We start from the raw sequence: 23109 nt of genomic DNA, 5'->3' as shown, positions 1-23109 counted from the left end.
TCAGTTCGCCGCCATATGCTCGGCAATCCGCCCGCGTAGCCAGCGCTCTGCCGGGTCATTGTCATGCACCCCACTCCACACCATCGACAGCTCTGCCGCATCAATTGCGAACGGTGGGTCTTCGGCGCGCAAACGCGTGCCCTCGGTCAGCGCACAGGCGGCATAATCCGGCACGGTGGCGATGATCTGCGTACCCGCCAGCAATGCGCGCAGGCCGCTGAACTGCGGCACCGCCAGCACCACCCGCCGCGAGCGGCCGATGCGCGCCAGGTCCAGGTCGATGTTGCCGCTAAGGTCACCCGAAAATGACACCATTGCGTGGGGCCTGGCGCAGTAGTCGTCCAGGCTCAGCGGCGCCTGCCCGTCATCGCCGCGCAGTACCTTGCAGGGAATATCCCGTAGTTTTTTGCGCTTGGCGTTGGCCGGCAGTTCGGTGGTGTAGCTCACCCCGACCGAGATTTCACCGCTGGCCAGCAGCGACGACATCAACAGGTAATTGGCCCGGCGCACCACCACGATAATGCCCGGGGCCTCTTCGCGCAGTTGGCTGAGCAACGCTGGAAACAGCCCAAACTCGGCATCATCGGACAGGCCGATACGAAACACCGCGCAACTGGTGGACGGGTCGAAATCCTTGGCGCGACTGACGGCGCCCGAGATGGTGTCCATGGCCGGTTGCAGCTCCTTGAGTATGGCCACCGCCCGTGGCGTGGGTTCCATGCCGCGACCGTTGCGCAGCAGCAACGGGTCATCGAACAAATCACGCAGACGGCCCAGCGCCGCACTGACCGCCGGCTGGCCCATAAAGAGCTTTTCGGCGACTCGAGTCAGGTTTTTCTCGAACATCAGCGCCTCGAAAATCACCAGCAGGTTCATGTCTACGCGGCGCAAGTCGTTGCGGTTCATGGCGGTATCCAGACGATTTACAGGGGGTAAGGAAAGCATGACCTCGATGTCCGGGATTGCATAGCCGTGCTGTCTTTTATGCGAGCGCACCTGGCGAAATTAACAACGATTAACTCGTCAGCCAGGCGGCCGGGCAACAAGATGAGCCACGTCTACACTGCATCCATTCACGGGAACGCTCCCATCGACTGCGGATATTTGTCATGGCCCGACTAGAGCAATATGCCCCTCGTTTGTCCGCCACCGGAGGCCTGTGCCCCCGGCGCGAGCGCATCGCCAAGCAACTGATCCTCGCCAACCTCGGTGAAAGCCTGGCCATCGCCGACCTGGCTCAGGCCTGCGCCTTGTCGCGCAGCCATTTCTCCCGCGCCTTCAAATGCAGCACCGGAGTGTCGCCCCAGGAATGGATCCGTCAACAGCGGATCCTGCGGGCCAAGGAATTGATCACGGGTTCATCCTTGAGCCTCACGCAAATCAGCCTGGAATGCGGATTCTGCGACCAGGCGCACTTCTGTCATATGTTCACGCGCAGCGAAGGCGTGAACCCGATGACCTGGCGAAATCACCACTCGCGCTCCAAGCCTGACGTGATCGCCGCCTAGTGGTCTTCGTGCAGCTGGAATATGCTGGCCCAACCCCTACTCCAGAACCCGGGCAACCATGACAGACCTGAGCGACCAGGCCGTGCACTTCGGCCCTTATTGCATCCACCCGCGCCAGCGCCTGGTGCTGGAGGCCGGTCGCCCGTTGCGTCTGGGGCGGCGGGCGGTGGACATCCTGCTGATTCTGCTGGAGCAGGCCGGCAATGTGGTAAGCAAGCAAGAGCTGATCGCGCGGGTCTGGCCCAGAAGCGTGGTGGAAGACGGCAACCTGCGGGTACACATGGCGGCATTGCGCAAGGCACTGGGTGACGGCCAGGCCGGGCAGCGCTATATCGTCACGGTCGCCCAGCGCGGCTACAGCTTTGTTGCGCCACTGAGCATCGAACCGATGACGCTACCCACCGACGGCGTTCCCCAGCGCCCGCGCCATAACCTGCCGCTGCGACGCACGCGAATGATTGGCCGCCAGGCCCTGATCGACGCCCTGGTGCAGCAACTGCCGCAGCAACGCTTCATCACCCTGACCGGCGCCGGTGGCATCGGTAAAACCACCGTGGCCCTACGTGTCGCCGAGTTGCTGATCGGGCATTACCGCGATGGGATTCATCTGCTGGACCTGGCGCCGCTGAGCGCCGCGTCGATGATCCTGCCCAACCTCGCCGCCCTGCTGGGCCTCACGCCCGGCGAGAATGCGCCACTGGTCAGCTTCGCCCGCAGCCTGCAGGCGCGCCAGATGCTGCTGGTGATCGATAATTGCGAACACCTGCTCGACGACATTGCCCTGATCAGCGAAACCCTGTTGCGCCATGCGCCGCACCTGCACATTCTCAGCACCAGCCGCGAAGCCCTGCGCGCCGAAGGTGAACATGTACAACGCCTCGAACCGCTGGCCTGCCCGCCCGCCACCGGCAACCGGGCCCAGGCGCTGGGTTACCCGGCCATGCAATTGCTGATCGAGCGGGCGATGTCCCATCAGGAAAGCTTTGCCCTCAGCGAAGCCGAACTGCCGCTGGCCATTGATATTTGCCAGCGCCTGGACGGCATTCCCCTGGCGATCGAACTGGTCGCCGCGCAGATCGAACGCTTTGGCTTGCAGGGGCTGCTGGTACAAATGGAGGACAACTTCCGTCTGCTGACCCGCGGACGGCGCAGTGCCCTGCCCCGCCAGCAAACTCTGCGGGCCACCCTCGACTGGAGTTTTGACCTGCTCACCGAATGCGAAAAAATCTGCCTGCGCCGGCTCGCCGTGTTCCGCGGTGGCTTCAGCCTGGTCAGCGCGGCAGCGGTGATCGCCGGGGACAATATCGCCCCGGCACAGGTGCTCGGTTCCATCACCCCACTGGTGGCCAAGTCACTGTTAAACGTGGAAGCCAGCGATGACGAGATGGTCTATCGCCTGCTGGATATCACCCGTACCTACGCGTTGGAAAAACTCAGCCAGGCCGGCGAGTTGCAAACCACTCGAGAACGTCACGCCGCCAGGTGCCTGGCGCTGATGGAACAGGCGCAAGGCGACTGGGAACTGATCGCCACGCAACCCTGGATCGAACGTTACGCACCGCTGCGCGAGGACGTGCGCGCCGCCCTCGATTGGGGCTTTAGCGAGGCAAACGAGCACCTGTTGGCCATTCGCCTGACGGTCAGCGCGATGCCGCTGTGGCAGGAGCTGTCGTTATTGCGCGAGCATGGCGGTTATGTGCATAAGGCCCTGGCGCTGATTGATCAGGTCAAGGCGCCTTGCAACCAACTGACCCTGCAATTGCAGTTGGCCCTGGGCAGTCTTTCGTACCATGCCCTGGGCCCCGCGCCCCAGACCGTTGCAGCCTTTGTGGGTGCTGCACGGCTGGCCGAAATCAATCAAGACCGGGCCGGCCAGTTGCGGGCAGTCTCGGGCCATATGGCCGTGAACCTGTGTGCCGGGCGTTATGCCGAGGCGCTGGAGCAAAGCGTACAGTTCGAACGCCTGGACCCGCGCACCGAGCCGCTGCTGGACCTCAGCGTCCAACGCTTGCGCGCGCTGGGCCAGCACTACATGGGTCATCAAGCGCTGGCCCGTCATCATGCCGAGCAGGTGCTGCAGCGCATGACCCACAGTGGCCATGTGAACCGCTTCGCCCATGGCGTTGGCGTGCAATACGATCAAAACGTCGCGTCCCTGACCATCCTGGCAAGAGTCCTGTGGCTACAGGGTTTTCCCGAGCGCGCCTGGCGTACAGCCAGCCAGGCGCTGGAGATGGCGCTGCAGATCAATCACGGCACATCGATCTGCTACACCCTGGCGTTGGCCGGCGTGGTAATCGCCCGCTACAACGGCGCCGAACAGGACGCTCAAACGCTGCAAACGCTGCTGCTGGAGCAATCCCACAAGCATTCGGTGCAACTGTTCCAGACCTGGGCCGGGCATTACGCCGGCATCCTGGGTGACCAGCATTTGCAGGGCCTGGGACTGATCAAGGACACCTTGATCACACTCGGCTGCTGTGAACCCGACGAGGCCGCCTTTGAAAGGGCACGCAGCGGTGCTGCCGGCTGGTGCGCCGCGGAAATTCTGCGGGTGCGTGCCGAACAGTGGGCGCGCGAGGGTGATAGCCGTGCGGCTGAAACGCTGTTGCTCCAGGCGCTTGGCCTGGCACAGCAGCAAGGCGCCCTCGCCTGGGAGTTGCGGTGTGCTTACTCCCTGGCGCAACTGTGGCAACAGCAAGGGCGCATTCTGGCGGCCAGGGACCTGCTGAGTCCGATCCACGCGCAATTTACCGAAGGCTTCGCCACCCGGGACCTACTGCGCGTGCGCGGCCTGCTCGATGAGTTGCAGGACAAACGGCCGGCCTGACATCACGTCCAGGCAGTCGCCATAACCTTGCTGCAACCGCTGCACCTGAGCCGGATCACGCAGTTGCGCCAACGCGTAGCTGCGCACGCAGTTGAGCAGCCGGTAACGCGGCAGGCCCAAGCCCGGTTCGATGACCAGCAGCGAGGTATTGACCAGACGCGCCAGCAGATAAGACAGGTCGGCGTGCTCAAGCTCGGTACCGCGCACCATCTCGCTTAAAGTGGGCAAGGTCACCGCCATCTTGAACAAGCCCAACTGCAAGAACAGCCAACACTGCGGCAGGCTCAGACGCTCGTAGCTCCACTCCAGGGCAGCGCTCATGGATCGATGGTGTTCCAGCGCTGTGCGGCGCCCGCGCGCAAGCCCCTGCAAGCCGCTGCGCAATTGCTGATGCACTGCGCCGATGCCCAGTGCATCGACTTGGGCGGCCGCCAGTTCGAGCGCCAACGGGATACCGTCCAGGCGCCGACAAATATCGCGCAACGGCGCCAGGTCCTGCGGCCGCAACACAAAATCCTGCTGACTGGCACGGGCGCGGGCGACGAACAGTTGCACCGCGGGACACGCCATGGCCTGCTCGACACTGCGGCACACTGAAGCTGATGGCAGCGTCAGCGGGGGTACACGCGACACCCACTCGCCGGGCGCCAGCAAGGCTTCGCGACTGCTGATCAGGACAGTCACTTCGGGCGCTCGTTCGCGCAGTGCGCGCACCAGTTTTCGACAGGCACCCAGCAACAGGTCCGCACCGTCGAGTACCACCAGCAACTGGCGCGAGGCCAACTGGCGAGATACCTCATCGAGACTGTCGGTGGGTGTGAGCTGCACGACCGTGGCGAGGCTGGCGAGCAGTTCTCCAAGCGTTTGCACGCAGGCCATGTCGAGCCACCACACCCCGTCGCGATAGCGTGGCAACACGCGCTCGGCCAGGGCCAGGGCCAGCGTACTTTTGCCGACGCCGGCCACACCGGTGAGGGTCAGCAAGCGCTGCCCGGACAAGCGCCGTGCCAACTGGTTCACCAACTCGTCTCGACCGAATACCGGGCTGAGCCGGGCAGCCAGGTTATGCGCGGCCGGCTGCGTCGGCACAGTCGCTTGCACGAGGCCGGTGAAGCAGTACCCACGCTGGGGGTGATTGAGGATCAGGCGTTGCCCGTCCAGTGCCCGACGCAACGCGGCAATATGCACGCGCAGGTTATTGTCTTCGACGATGCTGTTGGGCCAGACCCGTTCGATCAAGGTGGCCTTGCTGATGAACTGCCCCGGTGCTTCCAGCAACACCGCCAGAATATCCAGAGCACGGCCGCCCAGCGGCACCGGCCAGCCAGACTTGCTGACCAGGCGCTGTTGCCGATGAAAGGTATAGGGGCCGAAGCTCAGCGTCGCAGAATCTTGCATGTCCGTAACAGCGCTGAAACACCCGTGCTTGAGTGCCTGCGCGTCCTTTTCCATGGGCTCGGCCCTATCTTGCCAGCTAGCGATGACAGGACAATGCTGGCACGGGGAGCGATACGGACAATCGAGTGCCTCAGACGGACATTGTGTCGTTAACTGAACTGTTGTCGGTATTGGGTTGGGTTCAGGCCCAGTTTTTCACTGAACAGAAAGCGCATATGCCGCACGCTGCCGAAGCCTGCGTGGAACGCCACGGTCTTGAGCGGCAGGTCGGTGGTTTCCAGCAGTTGCCGGGCCCGGTCGATGCGCGCGCCCTGCAAAAACGCCATGGGCGTCATCTGCACGTCCTTGGCGAACAGTCGCGCAAAATGGCGTGCACTCATGCCGGCCAGTTCGGCCATGGACTCGATAGTAAATGGCTGATCAAGATGGGCGAGCACGTGATTCTGCACGCGGGTGATCGCAGTTTCCTGAGGCGCTACCGCAGCGGTCATGGGGCTGAACTGGGCCTGGCCACCCTGGCGTTTCATCACCACCAGCAGGACTTTGGCCACGTCCACCGCCACTTGCTTGCCATGGTCCTGGGCGACAATCGACAGGGCCAGGTCAATACCAGCAGTAACGCCCCCCGAGGTAATCAGGCGCCCGTCCTGCAAGTAGATGCGATCGGTCTCGACGATGGCGTTGGGAAAGGCCTTGATCAAGCGCTCGGTGTAGTGCCAGTGAGTCGTCACGCGGTGCGCGTCGAGCAAGCCTGCATGGCCAAGTACAAAGGCCCCGGTGCAGATCGAGCCGAAACGCCGGGCACGCGGCGCGGCTGCCTTCAGCCAAGGCAGCAACGCAGGGTGGCATTCGTTATAGGCGCCGGGCCCGCCCGGTACCAGCAGCAGGTCATAGGCCGCCTGGGCCTGGTCCAGCAGCAGATCGGTCTGGACCATCACACCGTTGGAGGCCCGCAACGGGCCTGGCTCAGTGCCAATGGTCAGTATCTGGTAGTGATCGGCAGTCGGCAGGTAACGGTTGGCAATTGAAAACACTTCGAGCGGCCCGGCCATGTCGAGCAGCAGGAAGTCCGGAAACAGCGCCATGGCCACGGTTTTCATAAGCGGGAAATGTCCATCGAAAAGAAGTGCGGCGGGCATTATGGCACGACTTTTACTGTCAACCTTAAAGCGACAGTTATTGTATTTTCATCTTCTTAATCAATCATTCGTTAACCATTAACCTTCTTCTCAACGCCAGCGCCCTGCATCTCGCAGCCTGCGCTCACTTGAGGACTGGACCATGCTGACCCTTCGCAAAGCTTCCGAACGCGGCGCCGCCAATCACGGTTGGTTGAAGTCGTTCCACACCTTTTCCTTCGCCAACTACTGGAACCCCAAGGAACAGGGTTTTTCCGACCTGCTGGTGATCAACGATGACCGTGTCGCCGCAGGTAAAGGCTTCGGCCAGCACCCTCATCGCGACATGGAGATCTTCTCCTATGTGCTTGAAGGCGCCCTGGAACACAAGGACACCCTGGGCACCGGCTCGGTGATCCGCCCCGGCGATGTGCAGTTGATGAGCGCCGGCAGCGGCGTGGCTCACAGCGAGTTCAACCACAGCCAGCGGCTTGGCGTGCACTTCCTGCAAATCTGGATCGTGCCGAATAAGGCGGGTGCCAAGCCGCGCTATCAACAGGAACACTTCAGCGAAGCGCAAAAACGCGGGCGCTTGCAGTTGATCATCTCGCCGGACGGCACCGACGGCTCGCTGAAGGTTCGTCAGGATGCACGGGTGTATGCCGGGCTGTTCAACGGCGACGAAAGCACCCGCCTGGAATTGGCGCCGGATCGCTACGCCTACATCCACGTGGCGCGCGGCAGCGTTGAACTCAATGGCCAGCGCTTGCTGGAAGGCGACGGCGTGCGGGTGCGGGACGAGCGCCAGATCCGCCTGAGCCATGGCGAGGACGCCGAGGTGCTGGTGTTTGACCTGCGCCCCAACGAACTGCCGCAGATGCCATGACGGTCACGGTGATGGCCCCGCAAGCGGGACCATCGCTGGCGTCGATAGTCACCATCAGCGCAATGAAGTTCTCTTAAAAAATGCAACGCGTAACATCAAACCCATGCCAAACGGCACCCAACTAAAGCATTCGGAGCACACCATCATGAAACGCCAAATCCTGCTTAGCCTCGCTTTCTCGGTACTGGCTGCAAACGCTTTTGCCCACCCGGTAGTCGCTGAAGGCGGTGCCGATCGTCTGATAGAAACCCGTGTCGCCGAAGGTGGCGCGGATCGCTTGCAGGAACGCGGCCTGGCTGAAGGTGGTGCTGACCGCCTGCAGGAACGCGGCCTCGCCGAAGGCGGTGCCGACCGCTTGCAGGAACGCGGCCTGGCTGAAGGCGGTGCTGACCGCTTGCAGGAACGCGGCCTGGCTGAAGGTGGTGCCGACCGCTTGCAGGAACGTGGCCTGGCCGAAGGTGGTGCCGACCGCTTGCAGGAACGCGGCCTGGCTGAAGGCGGTGCTGACCGCCTGCTGAGCACCCACGTATAACCCGCACTGTTGGCGGGACACTCCAAACCGGCCTGATCAGCCGGTTTTTTTTCGTCTGCGATTTGGATAGCTATCGACACAAACTTTGTAAAGCTACCGCAATCACGATGGGTAGCGCCCCGTTAAACCGCGCGGGCTTGCGTGGGCTACCTGTTGCGATTGGTCACATTCCCCCGGCCCGCTGCAGAGGAACCCTTACGCCCTTTTCCTTCACCCAACATCGCGTCTGAAATACAGACGCACGCCTTAGGAAACCGGCCTCTCAGATATTTACCTACGAGTACCCGCCCATGCTCAGCGCCCCCCTGCACACCCAACGACATTGGTATAACACGCCATTCCATACCCCAATGCCCGCCGTGCCCCCCAGCCAGGCAGGCGTCACCGGGCAGACAAACCAACCCTCAGCCCTGGTATCCGGGCTGTCCACTTCTGCACCGACAACCTACACAGAAGGGTTCGGCGACCGACACAACCTGCAGACGCTGACCAACAACCTCACCGAAGCTGCGACACAACTGGACGCAAACGCCACGCCCCAGGCAATACGGGCCGCCTTGAGCGCGCCGCTGGATATCCACCCTGACTCATCGTTCCCTATGCGCCCCAGTGAAGGCGCGACACTGGAAAGTTTTATCAGGGCCAAGGGCTGGGCCGTACCCACCACCCTGCTTGCTCTGACTGAACTGATAAACATAGTGAAACATGCGGCCCTGACCCAACCGCTGGGTAATTTCGGCGGCGCGTTGTCATGGTCAGTGCCCTTGAGTCAGGCGGAGCAGACCCGGCTGCGCGTTATCTCCATGAGGTCAGACTTCCCGAACGCCCTGGATGCTCTGCTGGCCCAGCACCCGCTCTCCCCCGAGCTACCGAGTGACCCCGCCCAGGCGCTGGAAGCGCTGCTCAATGGCCGCGCCGGGCAAGCGCTGGGTAAACATCTGCAAGAGCAATCAAGCGGTATCGCCACGGACAATAGCGCCGCAGACTATCTGATGGCAGCCATTAACCTGCAATTGGACCCCGAATCCATCACGGCCCCTCGACATAACAAGGTGGCGGGATTGGACCTGGCAAACGAGAAACACTGGGGTAAGCCCGCTGCTACGGTGGTGGAGGCATTGAGCAAGCATTTGAGCGACAGCGGCAGGATCAGCCCGGCACTGTCCAAGGTGGGCGCGTACGCTCTACTGGCGAAGAAAGCCCCCGTTTATCTGATCAAGGACATTCCGCCCACCGTGAACTATGGCAGCGCGGCTTGGCTGAACCTGGTCATCGCGGCGACGGCCATCGAAGCCGGTACGCCGGGAAAAGTCCCGAATATGACTTACGCTCAAGTGATGCTGGAGGGCGAGCGCGCCCGGCTGGAGCAACCCGATGCCGCTCGGCACGCCCAGATGACGGCCTTGGTAGACTGGGGAATCTGCCAGCACCTGATCGCCCCCAGGGACGACAGGCAATACACACAGCAAGAGTTGGAAACCCTCAGAACCACCTTCAATGCCCGACAACAAATCATGCTCAGCGCCTCCCGGGCGATGGACCTGGAACTGCCCACGCGTGAAAAAATGGCCCTGGAGATGCTGGTGGAACGGTACGGCGATCTGGGCGACCTGTTTAAACAGAAACTCATCAAGACCGGTACCGCTACGCGCACAGGGCAGACTAAGGAGCATACCTGGTTATACGGTCGTCATTCGATGCTGGACTTCGCAATGATGGATCTGGAGTTGCCCTATGTCTTCGAAGCATTGGACAAACGCATTCCCATCCAGGATATGAATGCCCGTTATCGATTTGGGATACGCGGTACCTTCGAACAACGATTCGAAGACACGATCAAGCAAAAAAAGGTCGCCCTGAATACAACGGTCAAGCATTTGATTGCCCAACTGCCACTCGAAGACCGCAAGCACTTTGAGTACGGCGAGATTACTTATTATCGAGAGTCGTCTACTCGGTTGGGTTTCTGGAGCAAGTCCGATCCCGTCTATAAAAAGGACCTGTTGGTAAAAATTGAACGCAACGGCCAATCCACCGGCTATCGGATCGACCTCGCCCGAGGCACGATCGTGCCGGCTGCCAGGTGGGAGGTGAGAGAGCATACATCCAGGGATGCGGGAGACGTAGAGTTGGGTACCCGCGTGTTCATACCCAAAAACGTCAGCAGTCATCACGCAAAAGAACGCGCCGGTGCGGCGGGCGCGATTGATAGTTTTTCCACGCCCCGCACACAGGACATTGCTGATGTTTTCGTTGAGCACTACAACCTCGACGACCCGGACATCGAACGATACGCCAGAGGGCAGACGACCCAGGACCTGGCTAACGCAAAAGCTCATCAAATCGACGAATTCTTCATGAATTTGATTCCTTTCCGCTCGGCGATTGAAAACTTTAAAAAGGGTAACAACGTCGAGGGCGGATTTGACTTGGCCCTGGATGTATTTGGTTTTCTGACAGCCGGCGCGGCCAACATCGGCAAACTGACCAGGGTCGCCGGCAGTGTCGCGTCCCTCGCATCCAAAATCGCACGGACAGGCAAAGTGGTCGGCATGGTCACCCTGAGCAACCTGAACCCCATGGACGGTTTGGCTGACCTGGCCGTCGGAGGAGCAAACCTGCTCAGCAAAGGAGTGACCAAAACTACAGCGTGGCTGGCTAACCTACAAAAAACGGGTCACAGCCACGAGTGGCTCAAGGCTCTCAGTCAGGAGCATGGCAGCGCGTTGCTCGGTTCAACCAAGTCCGGCGAACACTCCGTTGAGGGGGTTGCGGTACTCAAAAACGATCAGTGGCACCACTACGATCCCATCACCCGCCAACCCTACGGTGCGCCGATCAAGGACTTCACTCCGAAAGTGCTGGCAACCCAAGGTGAAATCAACGGCATCATCAGCGACTGGATCACCGGATGGCTCAATCCGGCAAAAAGCGATATCCCTTTAGCGGAAGCTTTCAACGATGCGGTTGCAGCAGCAACCGCAACTACCACAGGCCAGGCTGCGTTCCATCAAGGGTACAGCACGGTCGCCGCGTCCAGCCTTTCTGGCTACTCAGCGGCACTGAGCATCAGCCAGCTGAAAAAACTGGCCATGGACTCCATCGACTCACCCGCAATACTGGGTAGCCTGTCCAAGCGTATCGACGAGTTGGAGGCCCTGCCAGAAAAAGTCAGGGCACACTACGAGACGCTCATTACGCCACAAAACCCCGTGCCCGGCCTCCACCCGACACCGCAACAAATACAGTTTGAAGAGGGGTTCGCAAGGGGTATTCCAGACGCAATCGCGGGCTTCTCGCCGACGATGAAAATGCATCAATTGCGCGAGCTGATATTGACCCCAGCGCTGTCACCTGCAGAAGTGGGTGCCCTGTTCCGGCATATGCAAAATCGACTGCTTGAAACAAGCTTGGCAACGAGCAGAAAATTCACGGATGACATCACGGCCGCCGGCGGCACAGTGATCGCCATGCCGCAGGGCTATTATCTGAGTCAGGTGAATATTCCGTCCTCGGGCGACTGCGCCGCCTTGTCGAACACCATGGCGTTGGCCATTCTCGACGACGCCGAAGACACACTGATAAAGAATTTCTTTCTCAGTATGGCGCACCCCAAACACCCTAATACTGAACGATTCCGCAACAGCCTGGAGAGGTTCCAGACCATCCTCAGAGATGACTTTCATTCCGGGCAGCTCACCCGCAAAGCCACGTACGACATGATCATCTCGGACCTGGCAACGGCCACCACCTCCAAAGCCTTGCTCATCGGCAATCCAAAGCATGGCGTAACAGCCGCCGTCAGGATTCTGAATGGTAAAAAAACCTGGTTCTATTACGACCCCAATTTCGGGCTCGCCAAATTCACCACTGAGGCGTCCATGCGCAGCGGCATCGAACGCGTGCTTAACAGTGGGCAAACCAGCCATCTGTTCCAGCCACTCAAACGGGCCGAGGGCTATACCGTGTCTGAATTCAACGAGTTGTATCTGATCAATAAAATGAGAGACCCGCGAAGTGTCAGTGGCCTGTATTCGGCAGCCATATCGGTAACCTAGATAGCCGCCAATGGCGCTTAACGTTCGCGTTTGACCTTCAAGTGCCGCGCATACCAGGGCCGCCTGGGCACGCGCTTGAACAGGCCCTTGAGCAGCTCCTCATCGGCACCGAAGGTGATGCGCAGGGCCAGCTTCATGATTTCCGGGTCCATTTCCATCGAACGCCCCTGTTGCAGCCCCGGTGTGGTGCTGCAGCCGTGGGTGTCCGGGCCCAGCCAGGGGTCGCCCACTTCAACCCAGCGGCCCGGCGCAAACCAGGCCACGCCGTTGACTTGCAGGCGGCGTACTTCGCCCGGGTTGAAGCGCTCGTGGGCGCGAAACCAGTCTTCGATGCGGTCATCGATCCAGCCATGGAAGTGCCAGAACACCGGGTTGACGTGGGATGAAAACGGATCGCCGAGGAAGTCATTCTCCGGCGCATACCAGCGTGCCGCAAAATCTGCAGGGTCGCGGGCGAACGGCACCGGTGCGCCATTGGACGGGTCACGCGGCACCGAGGCCCAGCGCATGTGCAGCCAATCATGCAGGCCCAACTCCATCTCCGAGCCCAGCTGGCCCAGGGTGAGCTTGGCCAGGTAGCGCGGGTCGCGGTACTGGGATTCCCACACCTGGAAATTACTGTGATAGGTCTCGGCCGCCTTGATGTCGCTGACCCACTGGGTGTAGTCGGCGTCGTCCGGCGCCGACCAACAGGGCGGCAGCGCGAAGCCGTCGTGGTTGTCGAAGTAGCGCACAAACCCCAGGCGGTCCCGCTCCAGCGCCGGTTGCGGCGCGGGGAATTGCGGCCACGACGGCAGGTCTTGCATGGAGCGCGCAGTACCGAGCATATGCCGGTGCATGAAGAAGAAGTCGATGCCCGAGCCATTACGGTCCTTGTGTTTGCCGCGGGCATCGCGCTCCTGACCACGGGGCCCGGGTTGCCAGCCGATACCGCGCAAAGCCTCGCGCTTTTCTTCGGAGAGTTTGTGCCACTGGTCTCGCGTGGCGTGCCACAGCTGGTGAAACAGGCGATGTTCGGGCGAAACCAGCCAGGCCAGCAAGGTGGGATTCAGACCGATGCGCTGGCGGGCCTCGGGGAACAGCTGTTTGTGCGCAATAAAACGGTTATCGCGCTCAATCAACGCCAGAGGGCGCTCAAGATCGAGGATTTGCCCGCTGAGCGTGGCGCTGCCGGCATTGCCGAAGGCGGCCCAGACTTCATCAAGGGTCATCTTGAATTCATAGGTCGGCACGCCGCCAACCGAGTCGCGGTCGATCAACCGCCAATAGAGCACGGCGCCCTCGCCCGTCAGCAGATCGCCCAGTACGCGATAGCGCGGCTCGCCGTCGGCGCGCAGGTTCTCGGCGGTATCCAGGTAACCACGCAGGCCACGGCCACGAGGGGCGATGTCGAGCAGCAGCTCCAGGCCGTGCAGCGGCAAGCCTTTGAGGCCGGCATCCCGCCCTGCCAGGCGCAGGCTCCAGACGCCGCGCAGGGTGTTGGCCAGGTGCTGGCCCTGGGTGTCGGCCAGGTCAACCGTGGCTTCGCCGGGGGTGATGGGAAATTCTTCTTCCCGCGTCAGCTCGCGATGGGCATAAAAGGCCGCCGGCACGGCCGCGCCGGTCAGCGCCAGGCCTGCGATGAACCCTCGTCGAGAGATTGTCATTGTCTACCTTAGGAAACGGCTTGATCAGAGCTAGAACGTTTGCAGCCCGCCGAAATTTACCGTCGCACCCGCACGGCCTAAATTTCCCCCGCCAGCGCTCGTTCTTCCCTGATAGCAAAGGCCGCAACTGACTGAGATGGCAATGACAAAATCACGTTCGAAAAAGGCGTTGTATATCGGCCTGCCGTTGGCCCTGGCTATCGGCGCCGGGGTCGGCTTTCTGGTCTGGGACCGTTGGTTCAAGGGCAACGCCGGCTACCCGCTGGAGGTGATCAAGCAGGCCAATGAAATGCAGGATCGCCTGTTGTCGTTCGACAGCCATATCACCCTGCCCCTGGACTTCGGCACGGCAGGCAATGAGGCCGACAAGGATGGCAGCGGCCAGTTCGACCTGGCCAAGGCATCGCGAGGCAGATTGTCGGGGGCCGCATTGACGATCTTCGGCTGGCCGGAAATCTGGAACGGCGATAACGCCCCACACAAACCCACCGATGGTTTTGTCGAAGAGGCCCGCCACGAGCAGGAGGTGCGCTACAAGATCATCTCCGGCATGGTGCGCGACTTTCCCAACCAGGTGGGCATCGCCTACACCCCGGACGATATGCGGCGCCTGCACGGCGAAGGCAAGTTCGCGATCTTTATCAGCATGCTCAACGCCTACCCGCTGGGCAACGACCTGAACCAACTGGACCTGTGGACCGCACGCGGTATGCGCATGTTCGGGTTCAGCTACATCGGCAATAACGCCTGGTCCGACTCGTCGCGCCCGCTGCCGTTTTTCAATGACTCCCCCGACGCCCTTGAAGGCCTGTCGCCGATCGGCCAGCAGGCGGTGCATCGTCTCAATGACCTGGGCGTGATCATCGATGTGTCGCAGATGTCGACCAAGGCCCTGGAGCAGGTCGCGCAGTTGAGCCGCACGCCGATGGTGGCGTCCCATTCGGCGCCTCGGGCGTCAGTGGATATCCCGCGCAACCTCAGCGACAAGGAACTGCAACTGATCAAGAACAGCGGCGGCGTGGTGCAGGTGGTCGGCTTCCCCGCGTACCTGCGCCCTTTGAGCCAGCCGACTCAGGACAAGCTCAACGCTCTGCGCGCACGCTTTGACCTGCCGCCACTGCCCAACCTGGCCATGGCCTTGATGCCCGGCGATGCAATCATTGCCGCCTGGCCCGAGCAACGCTTCGGCGAGTACGCCGGCGCGCTGTACGCCATCCTTGAGGAAGAACCCAAGGCCACCCTCAAGGACCTGGGCGATGCGATTGACTACACCGTGCGCAAGATCGGCATCGATCACGTCGGCATCGCCTCGGACTTCAACGACGGCGGCGGCCTCCAGGGTTGGGAAAACGTCGGCGAAGTGCGCAACGTCACGGCCGAACTGATCCAGCGCGGCTACTCCGAAGCCGATATCGCCAAGCTGTGGGGAGGCAATTTCCTGCGGGTGTGGGACCAGGTACAAAAAGCCGCCAAGCCATTGGCCAATCGCTAACCACCACGAAGTAAGTCCATGACCGACCGCCGTACATTTCTCAAGCAGGCCGGCGTCTTTGCCGCGAGCCTGCCGCTGGGCACCGCACTGCTGCCCAAGGCACTGGCAACCACTACCAACGACCCATGGACGGGGCTCAAACAGCTGTTCAACCAGGATCCGGACTATCTGCACTTTTCCAACTTCCTGGTGACCTCGCACCCCAAGCCCGTGCGCGAGGCCATCGAGCGCTACCGCCAGCAGATCGACCGCAACCCCGGGCTGGCGATGGACTGGGACCTTCAGGAAACCTGGAAGCGTGAAGGCCAGGTACGCGAGTGGGCCGGCCGCTACTTGAAGGCCGCGCCGGCGCAGATCGCCCTCACCGGCAGCACGTCCGAAGGGCTGGCGATGATTTATGGCGGGATCAAGGTGCGCGCCGACCAGGAAATTCTTACCACCGTGCACGAACACTATGCGACCGAGTTCAGCCTGGATTTCAGAGTGCGCAAGGAGCAAACCCAGGTTCGTAAAATACGCCTCTTCGAAAACGCCAATCGGGTCTCGGCCGATGAAGTGCTGGGCAATATCCAGCGCAATATCCGTCCCAACACTCGCGTGCTGGGCATGACGTGGGTGCAGTCGGGCAGCGGCGTGAAATTGCCCATTGGCGAAATCGGCAAGCTGGTGGCCGAACACAACCGCAACCGCGACGAGCAGGACCGCCTGCTCTATATCGTCGACGGCGTGCATGGCTTTGGCGTGGAAAACCTCGATTTCCCGGACATGCATTGCGATTTCTTTATCGCCGGCACCCACAAATGGATGTTCGGGCCGCGCGGCACCGGCCTGGTGTGCGCCCGGGAGAGCCAAAACAAATACATCACACCGATGATACCGACCTTCTCCGAAGACAAGGACTTTGCCACGACCATGACGCCCGGTGGCTACCACGCCTTCGAGCATCGCTGGGCCGCCGACGAAGCCTTCAAGTTGCACCTGCAGTTGGGTAAGGCGCAGGTACAGGCACGCATCCACGCGCTCAATACCGAACTAAAAGACCGGTTGCTGGCTCACTCGCAGATCGAATTGGTCACCCCGCGCAGCCCCGAGCTGTCGGCGGGTTTCACCTTCTTCCGGGTCAAGGGCCAGGACAGCGATGCGGTCGCGGCCTACTTGATGAAAAACCGTGTGGTGGTGGACGCGGTGGACCGTGACGTCGGCCCGGTGATTCGAACCTCGCCCGGCCTGCTCAACAGCTCGGATGAGATCCAGCGCTTCATGACCTTGCTGAGCCAGCGGTTATGACATTTTTCCCTTTGAACGAGATGCCCACATGACTCCATCCCGACTCAAACCCCTGACCGCCCTGGCGCTCACCGCCCTATGCGGCGCCCTGCTGCCCAACCTGGCCCAGGCCGCCGCCCCGCAACCGGGCAAAGTCTTCAAGGACTGCAAGGACTGCCCGGAGATGGTGGTACTGCCCGCAGGCACTTTCACCATGGGCACCCCGGAAGATGAAGTGGGACGCGAGCCCGATGAAGGCCCGATGCATGAAGTGACCTTCGCCAAACCATTCGCCATGAGCCGTTTCCACATCACCGCCGGCGAATGGGACAGTTACGTGCGTCAGAGCGGCGTGAAGATCGCCAACGGCGACGACCGCCCCGGTCGCGAATGCATCGCCAGCAAGCCGCGCTACCCCCAGAGCCCACGCCAGCCGGCCGTGTGCATGGACATGGACGACATCAAGCAATACGTAAGTTGGCTGTCGAAGAAGACCGGGCACACGTACCACATGGTCAGCGAAGCCCAGCGTGAATACGCCGCCCGCGCCGGTACCACCGGACCGTTCCCCTTCCCGTTCGACGAGGGCAAGGGCTACAGCATCGCCAGGCACGCCAACACCTACGGCCCGGCGGACGGCTACAGCTATTCGTCGCCCGTGGGCAGCTACCCGCCGAATGCGTTCGGGATGTATGACATGCACGGCAATGTGTACGAGCGGGTAGCCGATTGCGAGCACCCCAACTACGTCGGCGCGCCGACTGATGGCAGTGCGTGGATGGAGCCCAATTGTGAGGTCTACCAGATTCGCGGCAATGACTGGGGCGAGGCACCGGTGTTTTCACGCTCGGGCAATCGCAACAACATCTACCCGCAGACGCGCGGGGACTGGATTGGCTTTCGGGTAGTACGCGAGCTCTAAATTGTGGGAGGGGGCTTGCTCCCGATAGCGGTGTGTCAGTCACCCATGCATTGACTGACATGCCCTCATCGGGAGCAAGCCCCCTCCCACATTTAGATCCCATGCATCAGCAAGATTGTGCTCAGCCTTGTTTGGCCAACAGCTCCAAGCCCTCGTGCAGCGCCGGGAACAGGCTATTGTTGAAGTTGTTCCAGCGCAGTTCAAGGATGGTGTCCTCGGGCGAGATCTCGGTCTTGAGCACGTCGTGGAACACCTCACCCGAATCGATACCATTATCCACGTAGTGGAACGACGCACCGGTCCAATACAACGGCTCGCACGCCTGAGTCGCTTTGGTCGCCCAGTCGGTAATCGCCTGCCCACGCGCACCGTACAGCGCATTCCAGGTGGCATAGGCCCCACGGCGCTCGTAAGGCGATTCGATGCGGGTGATGCCCGGATGAATGTTCATGATGCGCCGCGCAAACGGCGCGCCCGGACGCACCAGTTCATCGAGGATCACCAGCAAACCGTCAAGCACCACGATGTCGGCCTTCAACTCCACCAGGGTGTCATGCAGGCGCCGCTCGAAATCCTGCTTGCCAGCGATATGTTCGGCGCTGCCCCGTGGCAGCCGGCGATAGGTGGATGGCACGCTCAGCAGCAGGTCATTGACCAACTTGCCCTGCACGCGCAAATCCGCCGGGTACAACCACTGGCGACCCGGCTTGTAGGCGAAGCCATAGTCCGCGACCAACTGCTGGTCGCGCGGGTTTTGCTCATCGTCGTCATACACCACGCCCACCAGGTTGTAGACCTCGCCCAGCGGCGTGTCATTGAGCGAGCCCACCAGAAACTCCAGCACCGACTTCATGTAGCGCTCGTGGTCCTTGTAGGCCACCGGCTGCCCGGCCTTGTCGGCAGCGGCATTTCTCAGGGACCAGACATACACCAGGTTCTTTTTCGTCATTTGTTTCGCTCTCGCTGAAAGGGCCACGCACAGCGTCGATACGCGTGCGCCTACACAACAAGAACGAACCAGGCCCCAGGCAATTTATCGCTCACTGCCACCGCCTGGCGCACCGAGCTAAATAGTCACGCCGATGCTTCGTTTGTCATGGGTAAGGGTCTGTGTGCCCAGCCCCCACTTTTTCATTTTCCGGGAAGTATTTATGACCGACCCCAAGCGCGGCGCCTTCAAAGGTTTGCTCGCATTGCTCAGGCCCTTTCGCACCATTGTGACGGTCTCCGTCGCCCTCGGTATGGCGGGTGGCCTGGCCATCACGTTGCTGTTGGCGACCATCAATACTGCCTTGCACTCATCCACCGGTATGACACAGGGAGTGATCCTGACCTTCGCCGCCCTTTGCCTATTGGCCCTGACCAGCTCAATCGTCTCCGATATCGGCACCAATTATGTGGGCCAGCGGATCATCGCCGCCCTGCGCAAGGATCTCGGCGAAAAAGTGCTGTCAGCGCCCATCGAACAGATCGAACAGTATCGCTCTCACCGTCTTATCCCGGTACTGACCCATGACGTCGACACTATCAGCGATTTCTCCTTCGCCTTCACCCCGCTGGCCATCGCAACAACCGTGACGCTGGGTTGCCTTGGCTACCTGGCTTACCTGTCGGTGCCGATGTTCCTGATGATGGTGGTGGCAATCATCATTGGCAGCAGCGTGCAGTTCATTGCCGGCGCAAAAGGCATTCGTGGCTTCGACGAGGCCCGTGATCAGGAAGACGAGCTGCAACGCTACTATTCGGCAATCGCCTCAGGCGCCAAGGAGCTGCGCATCCATCGACCGCGCCGCTACCGCATGAACACTCACCGCATCCAGGAAACCGCCGACCGCATCAGCGACATCCAAGTGCGCTCGGTGAACATCTATATTGTCGCCAAGACCTTCGGCTCGATGCTCTTTTTCGTCGTCATCGGCCTGGCCCTGGCGATGCAAGCCTACAACCCAAACCCGGACCCGGCGGTGATCACAGGTTTCGTGCTGGTGCTGCTGTACATGAAGGGCCCGCTGGAACATGTGGTGGGTTACCTGCCGATCATCGGCAAGGCACGCATCGCGTTTGCACGCATTACCGAACTGTCCGAACGCTTCTCCTCCCCCGAGCCGCACTTGCTGATGGACGGCAGCGAAGCGCCCACACCCGTGGTGCACAGCCTGGAATTGCGCGGCGTGAGCTACAGCCCGCCGCCAGTGCAAGGCAGCCAGCCGTTCCACCTGGGGCCGATCAACCTGAGCATCAAGCAGGGCGATATCGTATTTATCGTCGGCGAGAACGGTTGCGGCAAGACCACGCTGATCAAGCTGTTGCTGGGCCTGTATCAACCCCACGCCGGCGAAATTCGCCTCAACGGCGAAACCGTGACCGACCCGGCACGCGACGACTACCGCCAATTGTTCACTACGGTATTCGCCGACTACTACTTGTTCGATGACCTGGTCCAAGGCAGTGCCACTCAATCGCTGGACAGCGCCGCCAAGTACCTGGAACGCCTGGAAATCGCGCACAAGGTCAGCGTCAAGGACGGCGTGTTCAGCACCACCGACCTCTCTACCGGGCAGCGCAAACGCCTGGCCCTGGTGAATGCCTGGCTGGAAGAACGCCCGGTGCTGGTGTTCGACGAATGGGCCGCCGACCAGGACCCGGCCTTCCGCCGCGTCTTCTATACCGAGCTACTGCCAGACCTCAAGCGTCTGGGCAAGACCATCATTGTGATCAGTCATGACGACCGTTACTTCGATATTGCCGACCAGTTGGTGCGCTTGAGTGCTGGGAAAGTCATTGCAGAACTGGAACCGGCATAAATTTTTCCGGTTTATGCGAGTGGGAACGTCTCATATGCATTAATGAGAATTAACCGCATTAAGAACTCATCTGCCAACACTCAAAAAGAGAAAAATCCATGCCAGTACGGCTTGCCTTCAGCCCGTTGAGCACCGCAGTAACCATGCGACGGGCCTTGAAATTAAACGTTCTGCCCAGTGCGCTGGCCCTTGCGGTCAGCCTGCCGGTGGCGGGTTATGTTCAAGCGCAAGAGTTCGAGCTGAACATCCCGGCGCAGCCTTTGAGCACGGCACTGCAGGTGTTCGGTCAACAGGCTGACCTGCAGATCCTGTACAGCCCTGAGACCGTCAAAGGCAAACACAGCAGCGCCGTCAACGGAAAGATGGAGCCAACGGCCGCAATCGAACGCCTGCTGAGTGGGACAGGCGTCAGCTACAGCCTGCAAGGCAGCTCGGTGATCATCAACGCGCCCGGTTCAGGCACCGGCGCCTTGGAACTGGGTGCGACCCAGATCAATGCCAACCAACTGGGCACTATCACCGAAGGCTCCGGTTCCTACACGCCGGGCACCATCGCTACGGCCACCAAGATGGTACTGACCCCACGCGAGACACCTCAGTCAATTTCCGTGGTGACCCGCCAGACCATGGATGACTTCGGCCTGAACGGCATAGATGACGTGATGCGCCACACCCCAGGCATCACCGTTTCCACCTTCGACAGCGAGCGAACCAACTACTACTCCCGCGGCTTTCCGATCCAGAACTTCCAGTACGACGGTGTGCCCACCACACGTAACGAAGGCTACTCGGCCGGCCAGACGTTGAGCGACATGGCGATCTACGACCGGGTCGAAATCCTCAAGGGCACCACTGGCCTGATGACCGGCGCCGGCGGCCCTGGGGGCACCATCAACCTGGTGCGCAAGAAACCCACCGCTGAATTCCAGGGCCATGTGAGCGTCGGTGCAGGCTCGTGGGACAACTACCGCTCGGAGCTGGATGTGAGCGGCCCGTTGACCGACAGCGGCAACGTGCGCGGCCGCGCTGTGGTGGCGTATCAGGACAAGCATTCGTTCATCGACCACTATGAACGCAAGACCAATGTCTACTACGGCATCCTTGAATTCGACCTGTCGCCGGACACCCTACTGACCGTCGGCGCCGACTATCAGAACAACGACCCAAAAGGTTCGAGTTGGTCGGGAAGCCGTTCCCTGTTTGATGGGCAAGGTAACGAAATCAAGTTCGACCGGGGTTACAACAACGGCCCCAAATGGAGCAGTTGGGGCCAATACAGCCGCAGCGTATTCACGACCCTGGAGCATGCCCTGGATAACGGCTGGATCGCCAAGGCCAACTACAGCAACCAGTTGAATGGCTATAACGCGCCACTGGGCTACGCTTCACCCATTGATGGATCAACCGACAGAGCGTCAGTCTACGGCTCCAAGTTCACTGGCAAGACTATCAGCAACAACGGTGACTTCTATCTTTCCGGGCCGTTCAACCTGGGAGGACGTGAACATCAACTGGTCGTCGGCTCTTCGGTCTCGCGCTCGCATTGGGAAGGCAATGACTATTACGGCTATGAAGCGACTTACCGGGACAGCAACAACTTCCCTCTCTATGAGTGGAACGGTGACAGCCTGGAGCCGGCCTGGGGCCCGGCCCATGAGAAGGACGACATCACCCGCCAGGCTGCCGTCTACTTCTCGACACGCCTGAGCCTCACCGACGACCTGTCCCTGTTGCTTGGTTCACGCTTGACGGACTACAGGGTGACCGGCACCAACGATTCACGTGAGACCGGCAAACTCATTCCTTATGCGGGCGTGGTGTACGACCTCAACGACAACTTCTCACTGTACGGCAGCTATACCTCGATCTTCATGCCGCAACAGCTGCGGCCAGACCGCAACAACAAGATGGTCGAGCCGGACGAAGGCGAGAACTATGAGCTGGGCGTGAAGGGTGAGTTCTATGATGGCCGCTTGAACGCCAGCCTCGCCTACTTCGAGATTCACGAGTCCAATCGCGCCGAGGAAGACACCGAGTACAACAACAATATGCCGGCCAACTCGCCCGTCGAGTGGGCCTACAAGGGCGTCCAGGCCACGACCAAGGGTTATGAAGCCGAGATCTCCGGAGAACTGGCGCCTGGGTGGCAAGTACAGGCTGGCTACACCCACAAAGTGATTCGTGATGACGACGGCAAGAAGTTCTCTACGTGGGAACCTCAGGACCAACTGAACTTCTACACCAGCTACAAGTTCACCGGTGCACTCGACAAGCTCACCCTCGGCGGCGGTGCACGCTGGCAGGGCGAAGCCTGGCAAGACGTCTACAACCGCGGCAAGAGTGCCACCCAGCGGTTCTCACAAGACCCGTACTGGTTGGTCGACGCCATGGCGCGCTACCAGATCAGCAAAAACCTGTCCGCCACGGTCAACGTCAACAACGTGTTCGACAAGCGGTACTACACCAACATTGGCTTCTACACGTCGTCGTATGCCGGCGACCCACGCAATGTGATGCTGTCGACCCGCTGGGACTTCTGATCTGACGGGCTGAACATCCGCAACACCCAACACCCTGTGCAGGCCCAGCCTTTACAGGGTGTTTTTTATGGGTGACGGTTCATCAACCGCAACCCATGAAAAAGCCCCA

General features: G+C 60.9%; 15 protein-coding genes. 10 read left to right on the top strand and 5 right to left on the bottom strand.

The window, feature by feature from the left end:
* On the bottom strand, window positions 1-906 hold the full coding sequence (locus TX23_RS14505; protein WP_057702743.1) for a LysR family transcriptional regulator: 906 nt from the start codon (window positions 904-906) through the stop codon (window positions 1-3).
* Between the two features lie 203 nt (window positions 907-1109).
* Here TX23_RS14505 and TX23_RS14500 point away from each other — a divergent pair, with 203 nt between their 5' ends.
* Both TX23_RS14500 and TX23_RS14495 read left to right on the top strand, forming a co-directional pair.
* A complete protein-coding gene (locus TX23_RS14500) occupies window positions 1110-1508 on the top strand; it encodes a helix-turn-helix domain-containing protein (RefSeq protein ID WP_057702742.1) in 399 nt (132 codons plus the stop codon).
* A gap of 58 nt (window positions 1509-1566) precedes the next feature.
* Complete coding sequence (locus tag TX23_RS14495) at window positions 1567-4338, top strand: ATP-binding protein (RefSeq protein ID WP_057702741.1); 2772 nt, start codon at window positions 1567-1569, stop codon at window positions 4336-4338.
* Here the strand turns inward: TX23_RS14495 and TX23_RS14490 are convergent.
* A complete protein-coding gene (locus tag TX23_RS14490) occupies window positions 4285-5790 on the bottom strand; it encodes a winged helix-turn-helix domain-containing protein (protein WP_057702740.1) in 1506 nt (501 codons plus the stop codon). The two genes, TX23_RS14495 and TX23_RS14490, sit on opposite strands and share 54 nt — an antisense overlap.
* 95 nt (window positions 5791-5885) lie before the next feature.
* Window positions 5886-6836: a GlxA family transcriptional regulator gene (locus TX23_RS14485; protein WP_057702739.1), complete on the bottom strand. Its 951-nt coding sequence runs from the start codon at window positions 6834-6836 to the stop codon at window positions 5886-5888.
* Between the two features lie 181 nt (window positions 6837-7017).
* On the opposite strand from TX23_RS14485, the gene TX23_RS14480 reads away from it, so the two are divergent.
* The 3 genes from TX23_RS14480 to TX23_RS14470 all read left to right on the top strand — a co-directional run bounded on the left by TX23_RS14480 (window position 7018) and on the right by TX23_RS14470 (window position 12330).
* Window positions 7018-7740: a pirin family protein gene (locus TX23_RS14480; protein WP_057702738.1), complete on the top strand. Its 723-nt coding sequence runs from the start codon at window positions 7018-7020 to the stop codon at window positions 7738-7740.
* A gap of 145 nt (window positions 7741-7885) precedes the next feature.
* Window positions 7886-8272, top strand: coding sequence for a hypothetical protein (locus TX23_RS27230; protein ID WP_082629627.1), 387 nt, complete (start codon window positions 7886-7888; stop codon window positions 8270-8272).
* 290 nt (window positions 8273-8562) lie between these two features.
* A complete protein-coding gene (locus TX23_RS14470; protein ID WP_057702737.1) occupies window positions 8563-12330 on the top strand; it encodes a hypothetical protein in 3768 nt (1255 codons plus the stop codon).
* 17 nt (window positions 12331-12347) lie between these two features.
* Here TX23_RS14470 and pvdP read toward each other — a convergent pair whose 3' ends face one another.
* On the bottom strand, window positions 12348-13976 hold the full coding sequence (pvdP, locus tag TX23_RS14465; protein WP_057702736.1) for a pyoverdine maturation tyrosinase PvdP: 1629 nt from the start codon (window positions 13974-13976) through the stop codon (window positions 12348-12350).
* Between the two features lie 142 nt (window positions 13977-14118).
* Here pvdP and pvdM point away from each other — a divergent pair, with 142 nt between their 5' ends.
* From pvdM to pvdO, 3 genes are read left to right on the top strand one after another with little or no spacing between them, the layout of a single operon-like run.
* A complete protein-coding gene (pvdM, locus tag TX23_RS14460) occupies window positions 14119-15468 on the top strand; it encodes a pyoverdine-tailoring dipeptidase-like protein PvdM (RefSeq protein ID WP_057702735.1) in 1350 nt (449 codons plus the stop codon).
* A gap of 18 nt (window positions 15469-15486) precedes the next feature.
* Complete coding sequence (pvdN, locus tag TX23_RS14455; protein ID WP_057702734.1) at window positions 15487-16755, top strand: pyoverdine-tailoring periplasmic protein PvdN; 1269 nt, start codon at window positions 15487-15489, stop codon at window positions 16753-16755.
* Between the two features lie 28 nt (window positions 16756-16783).
* Entirely contained in the window at window positions 16784-17656 is an 873-nt protein-coding gene (pvdO, locus tag TX23_RS14450; protein ID WP_057702733.1) for a dihydropyoverdine dehydrogenase, read from the top strand.
* A 121-nt stretch (window positions 17657-17777) separates the two neighbouring features.
* Here pvdO and TX23_RS14445 read toward each other — a convergent pair whose 3' ends face one another.
* Window positions 17778-18605, bottom strand: coding sequence for a N(5)-hydroxyornithine transformylase PvdF (locus tag TX23_RS14445; RefSeq protein ID WP_057702732.1), 828 nt, complete (start codon window positions 18603-18605; stop codon window positions 17778-17780).
* A gap of 202 nt (window positions 18606-18807) precedes the next feature.
* Here TX23_RS14445 and TX23_RS14440 point away from each other — a divergent pair, with 202 nt between their 5' ends.
* Window positions 18808-20460 (top strand): cyclic peptide export ABC transporter, encoded by a 1653-nt coding sequence (locus TX23_RS14440; protein ID WP_057702731.1) that lies wholly within the window; start codon window positions 18808-18810, stop codon window positions 20458-20460.
* A 98-nt stretch (window positions 20461-20558) separates the two neighbouring features.
* Window positions 20559-23000 (top strand): TonB-dependent siderophore receptor, encoded by a 2442-nt coding sequence (locus TX23_RS14435; protein WP_057702730.1) that lies wholly within the window; start codon window positions 20559-20561, stop codon window positions 22998-23000.
* Window positions 23001-23109: the final 109 nt, after the last annotated feature.

This window comes from Pseudomonas paralactis (assembly GCF_001439735.1).
GTDB lineage: Bacteria > Pseudomonadota > Gammaproteobacteria > Pseudomonadales > Pseudomonadaceae > Aquipseudomonas > Aquipseudomonas paralactis.
The sequence above is the reverse complement of the archived record's forward strand: the minus strand, read 5'-3'. Positions and strand labels throughout refer to the sequence as shown.

Excerpts from the sequence above, each read along its gene's own strand:
- TX23_RS14495 (WP_057702741.1), top strand. The coding sequence starts at position 1,567 with ATGACAGACCTGAGCGACCAGGCCGTGCACTTCGGCCCTTATTGCATC.
- TX23_RS14505 (WP_057702743.1), bottom strand. The coding sequence starts at position 906 with ATGAACCGCAACGACTTGCGCCGCGTAGACATGAACCTGCTGGTGATT.
- TX23_RS14440 (WP_057702731.1), top strand. The coding sequence starts at position 18,808 with ATGACCGACCCCAAGCGCGGCGCCTTCAAAGGTTTGCTCGCATTGCTC.
- TX23_RS14490 (WP_057702740.1), bottom strand. The coding sequence starts at position 5,790 with ATGGAAAAGGACGCGCAGGCACTCAAGCACGGGTGTTTCAGCGCTGTT.
- TX23_RS14500 (WP_057702742.1), top strand. The coding sequence starts at position 1,110 with ATGGCCCGACTAGAGCAATATGCCCCTCGTTTGTCCGCCACCGGAGGC.
- pvdP (WP_057702736.1), bottom strand. The coding sequence starts at position 13,976 with ATGACAATCTCTCGACGAGGGTTCATCGCAGGCCTGGCGCTGACCGGC.
- TX23_RS14435 (WP_057702730.1), top strand. The coding sequence starts at position 20,559 with ATGCCAGTACGGCTTGCCTTCAGCCCGTTGAGCACCGCAGTAACCATG.
- pvdO (WP_057702733.1), top strand. The coding sequence starts at position 16,784 with ATGACTCCATCCCGACTCAAACCCCTGACCGCCCTGGCGCTCACCGCC.
- pvdN (WP_057702734.1), top strand. The coding sequence starts at position 15,487 with ATGACCGACCGCCGTACATTTCTCAAGCAGGCCGGCGTCTTTGCCGCG.
- TX23_RS14480 (WP_057702738.1), top strand. The coding sequence starts at position 7,018 with ATGCTGACCCTTCGCAAAGCTTCCGAACGCGGCGCCGCCAATCACGGT.
- pvdM (WP_057702735.1), top strand. The coding sequence starts at position 14,119 with ATGACAAAATCACGTTCGAAAAAGGCGTTGTATATCGGCCTGCCGTTG.
- TX23_RS27230 (WP_082629627.1), top strand. The coding sequence starts at position 7,886 with ATGAAACGCCAAATCCTGCTTAGCCTCGCTTTCTCGGTACTGGCTGCA.
- TX23_RS14445 (WP_057702732.1), bottom strand. The coding sequence starts at position 18,605 with ATGACGAAAAAGAACCTGGTGTATGTCTGGTCCCTGAGAAATGCCGCT.
- TX23_RS14485 (WP_057702739.1), bottom strand. The coding sequence starts at position 6,836 with ATGAAAACCGTGGCCATGGCGCTGTTTCCGGACTTCCTGCTGCTCGAC.
- TX23_RS14470 (WP_057702737.1), top strand. The coding sequence starts at position 8,563 with ATGCTCAGCGCCCCCCTGCACACCCAACGACATTGGTATAACACGCCA.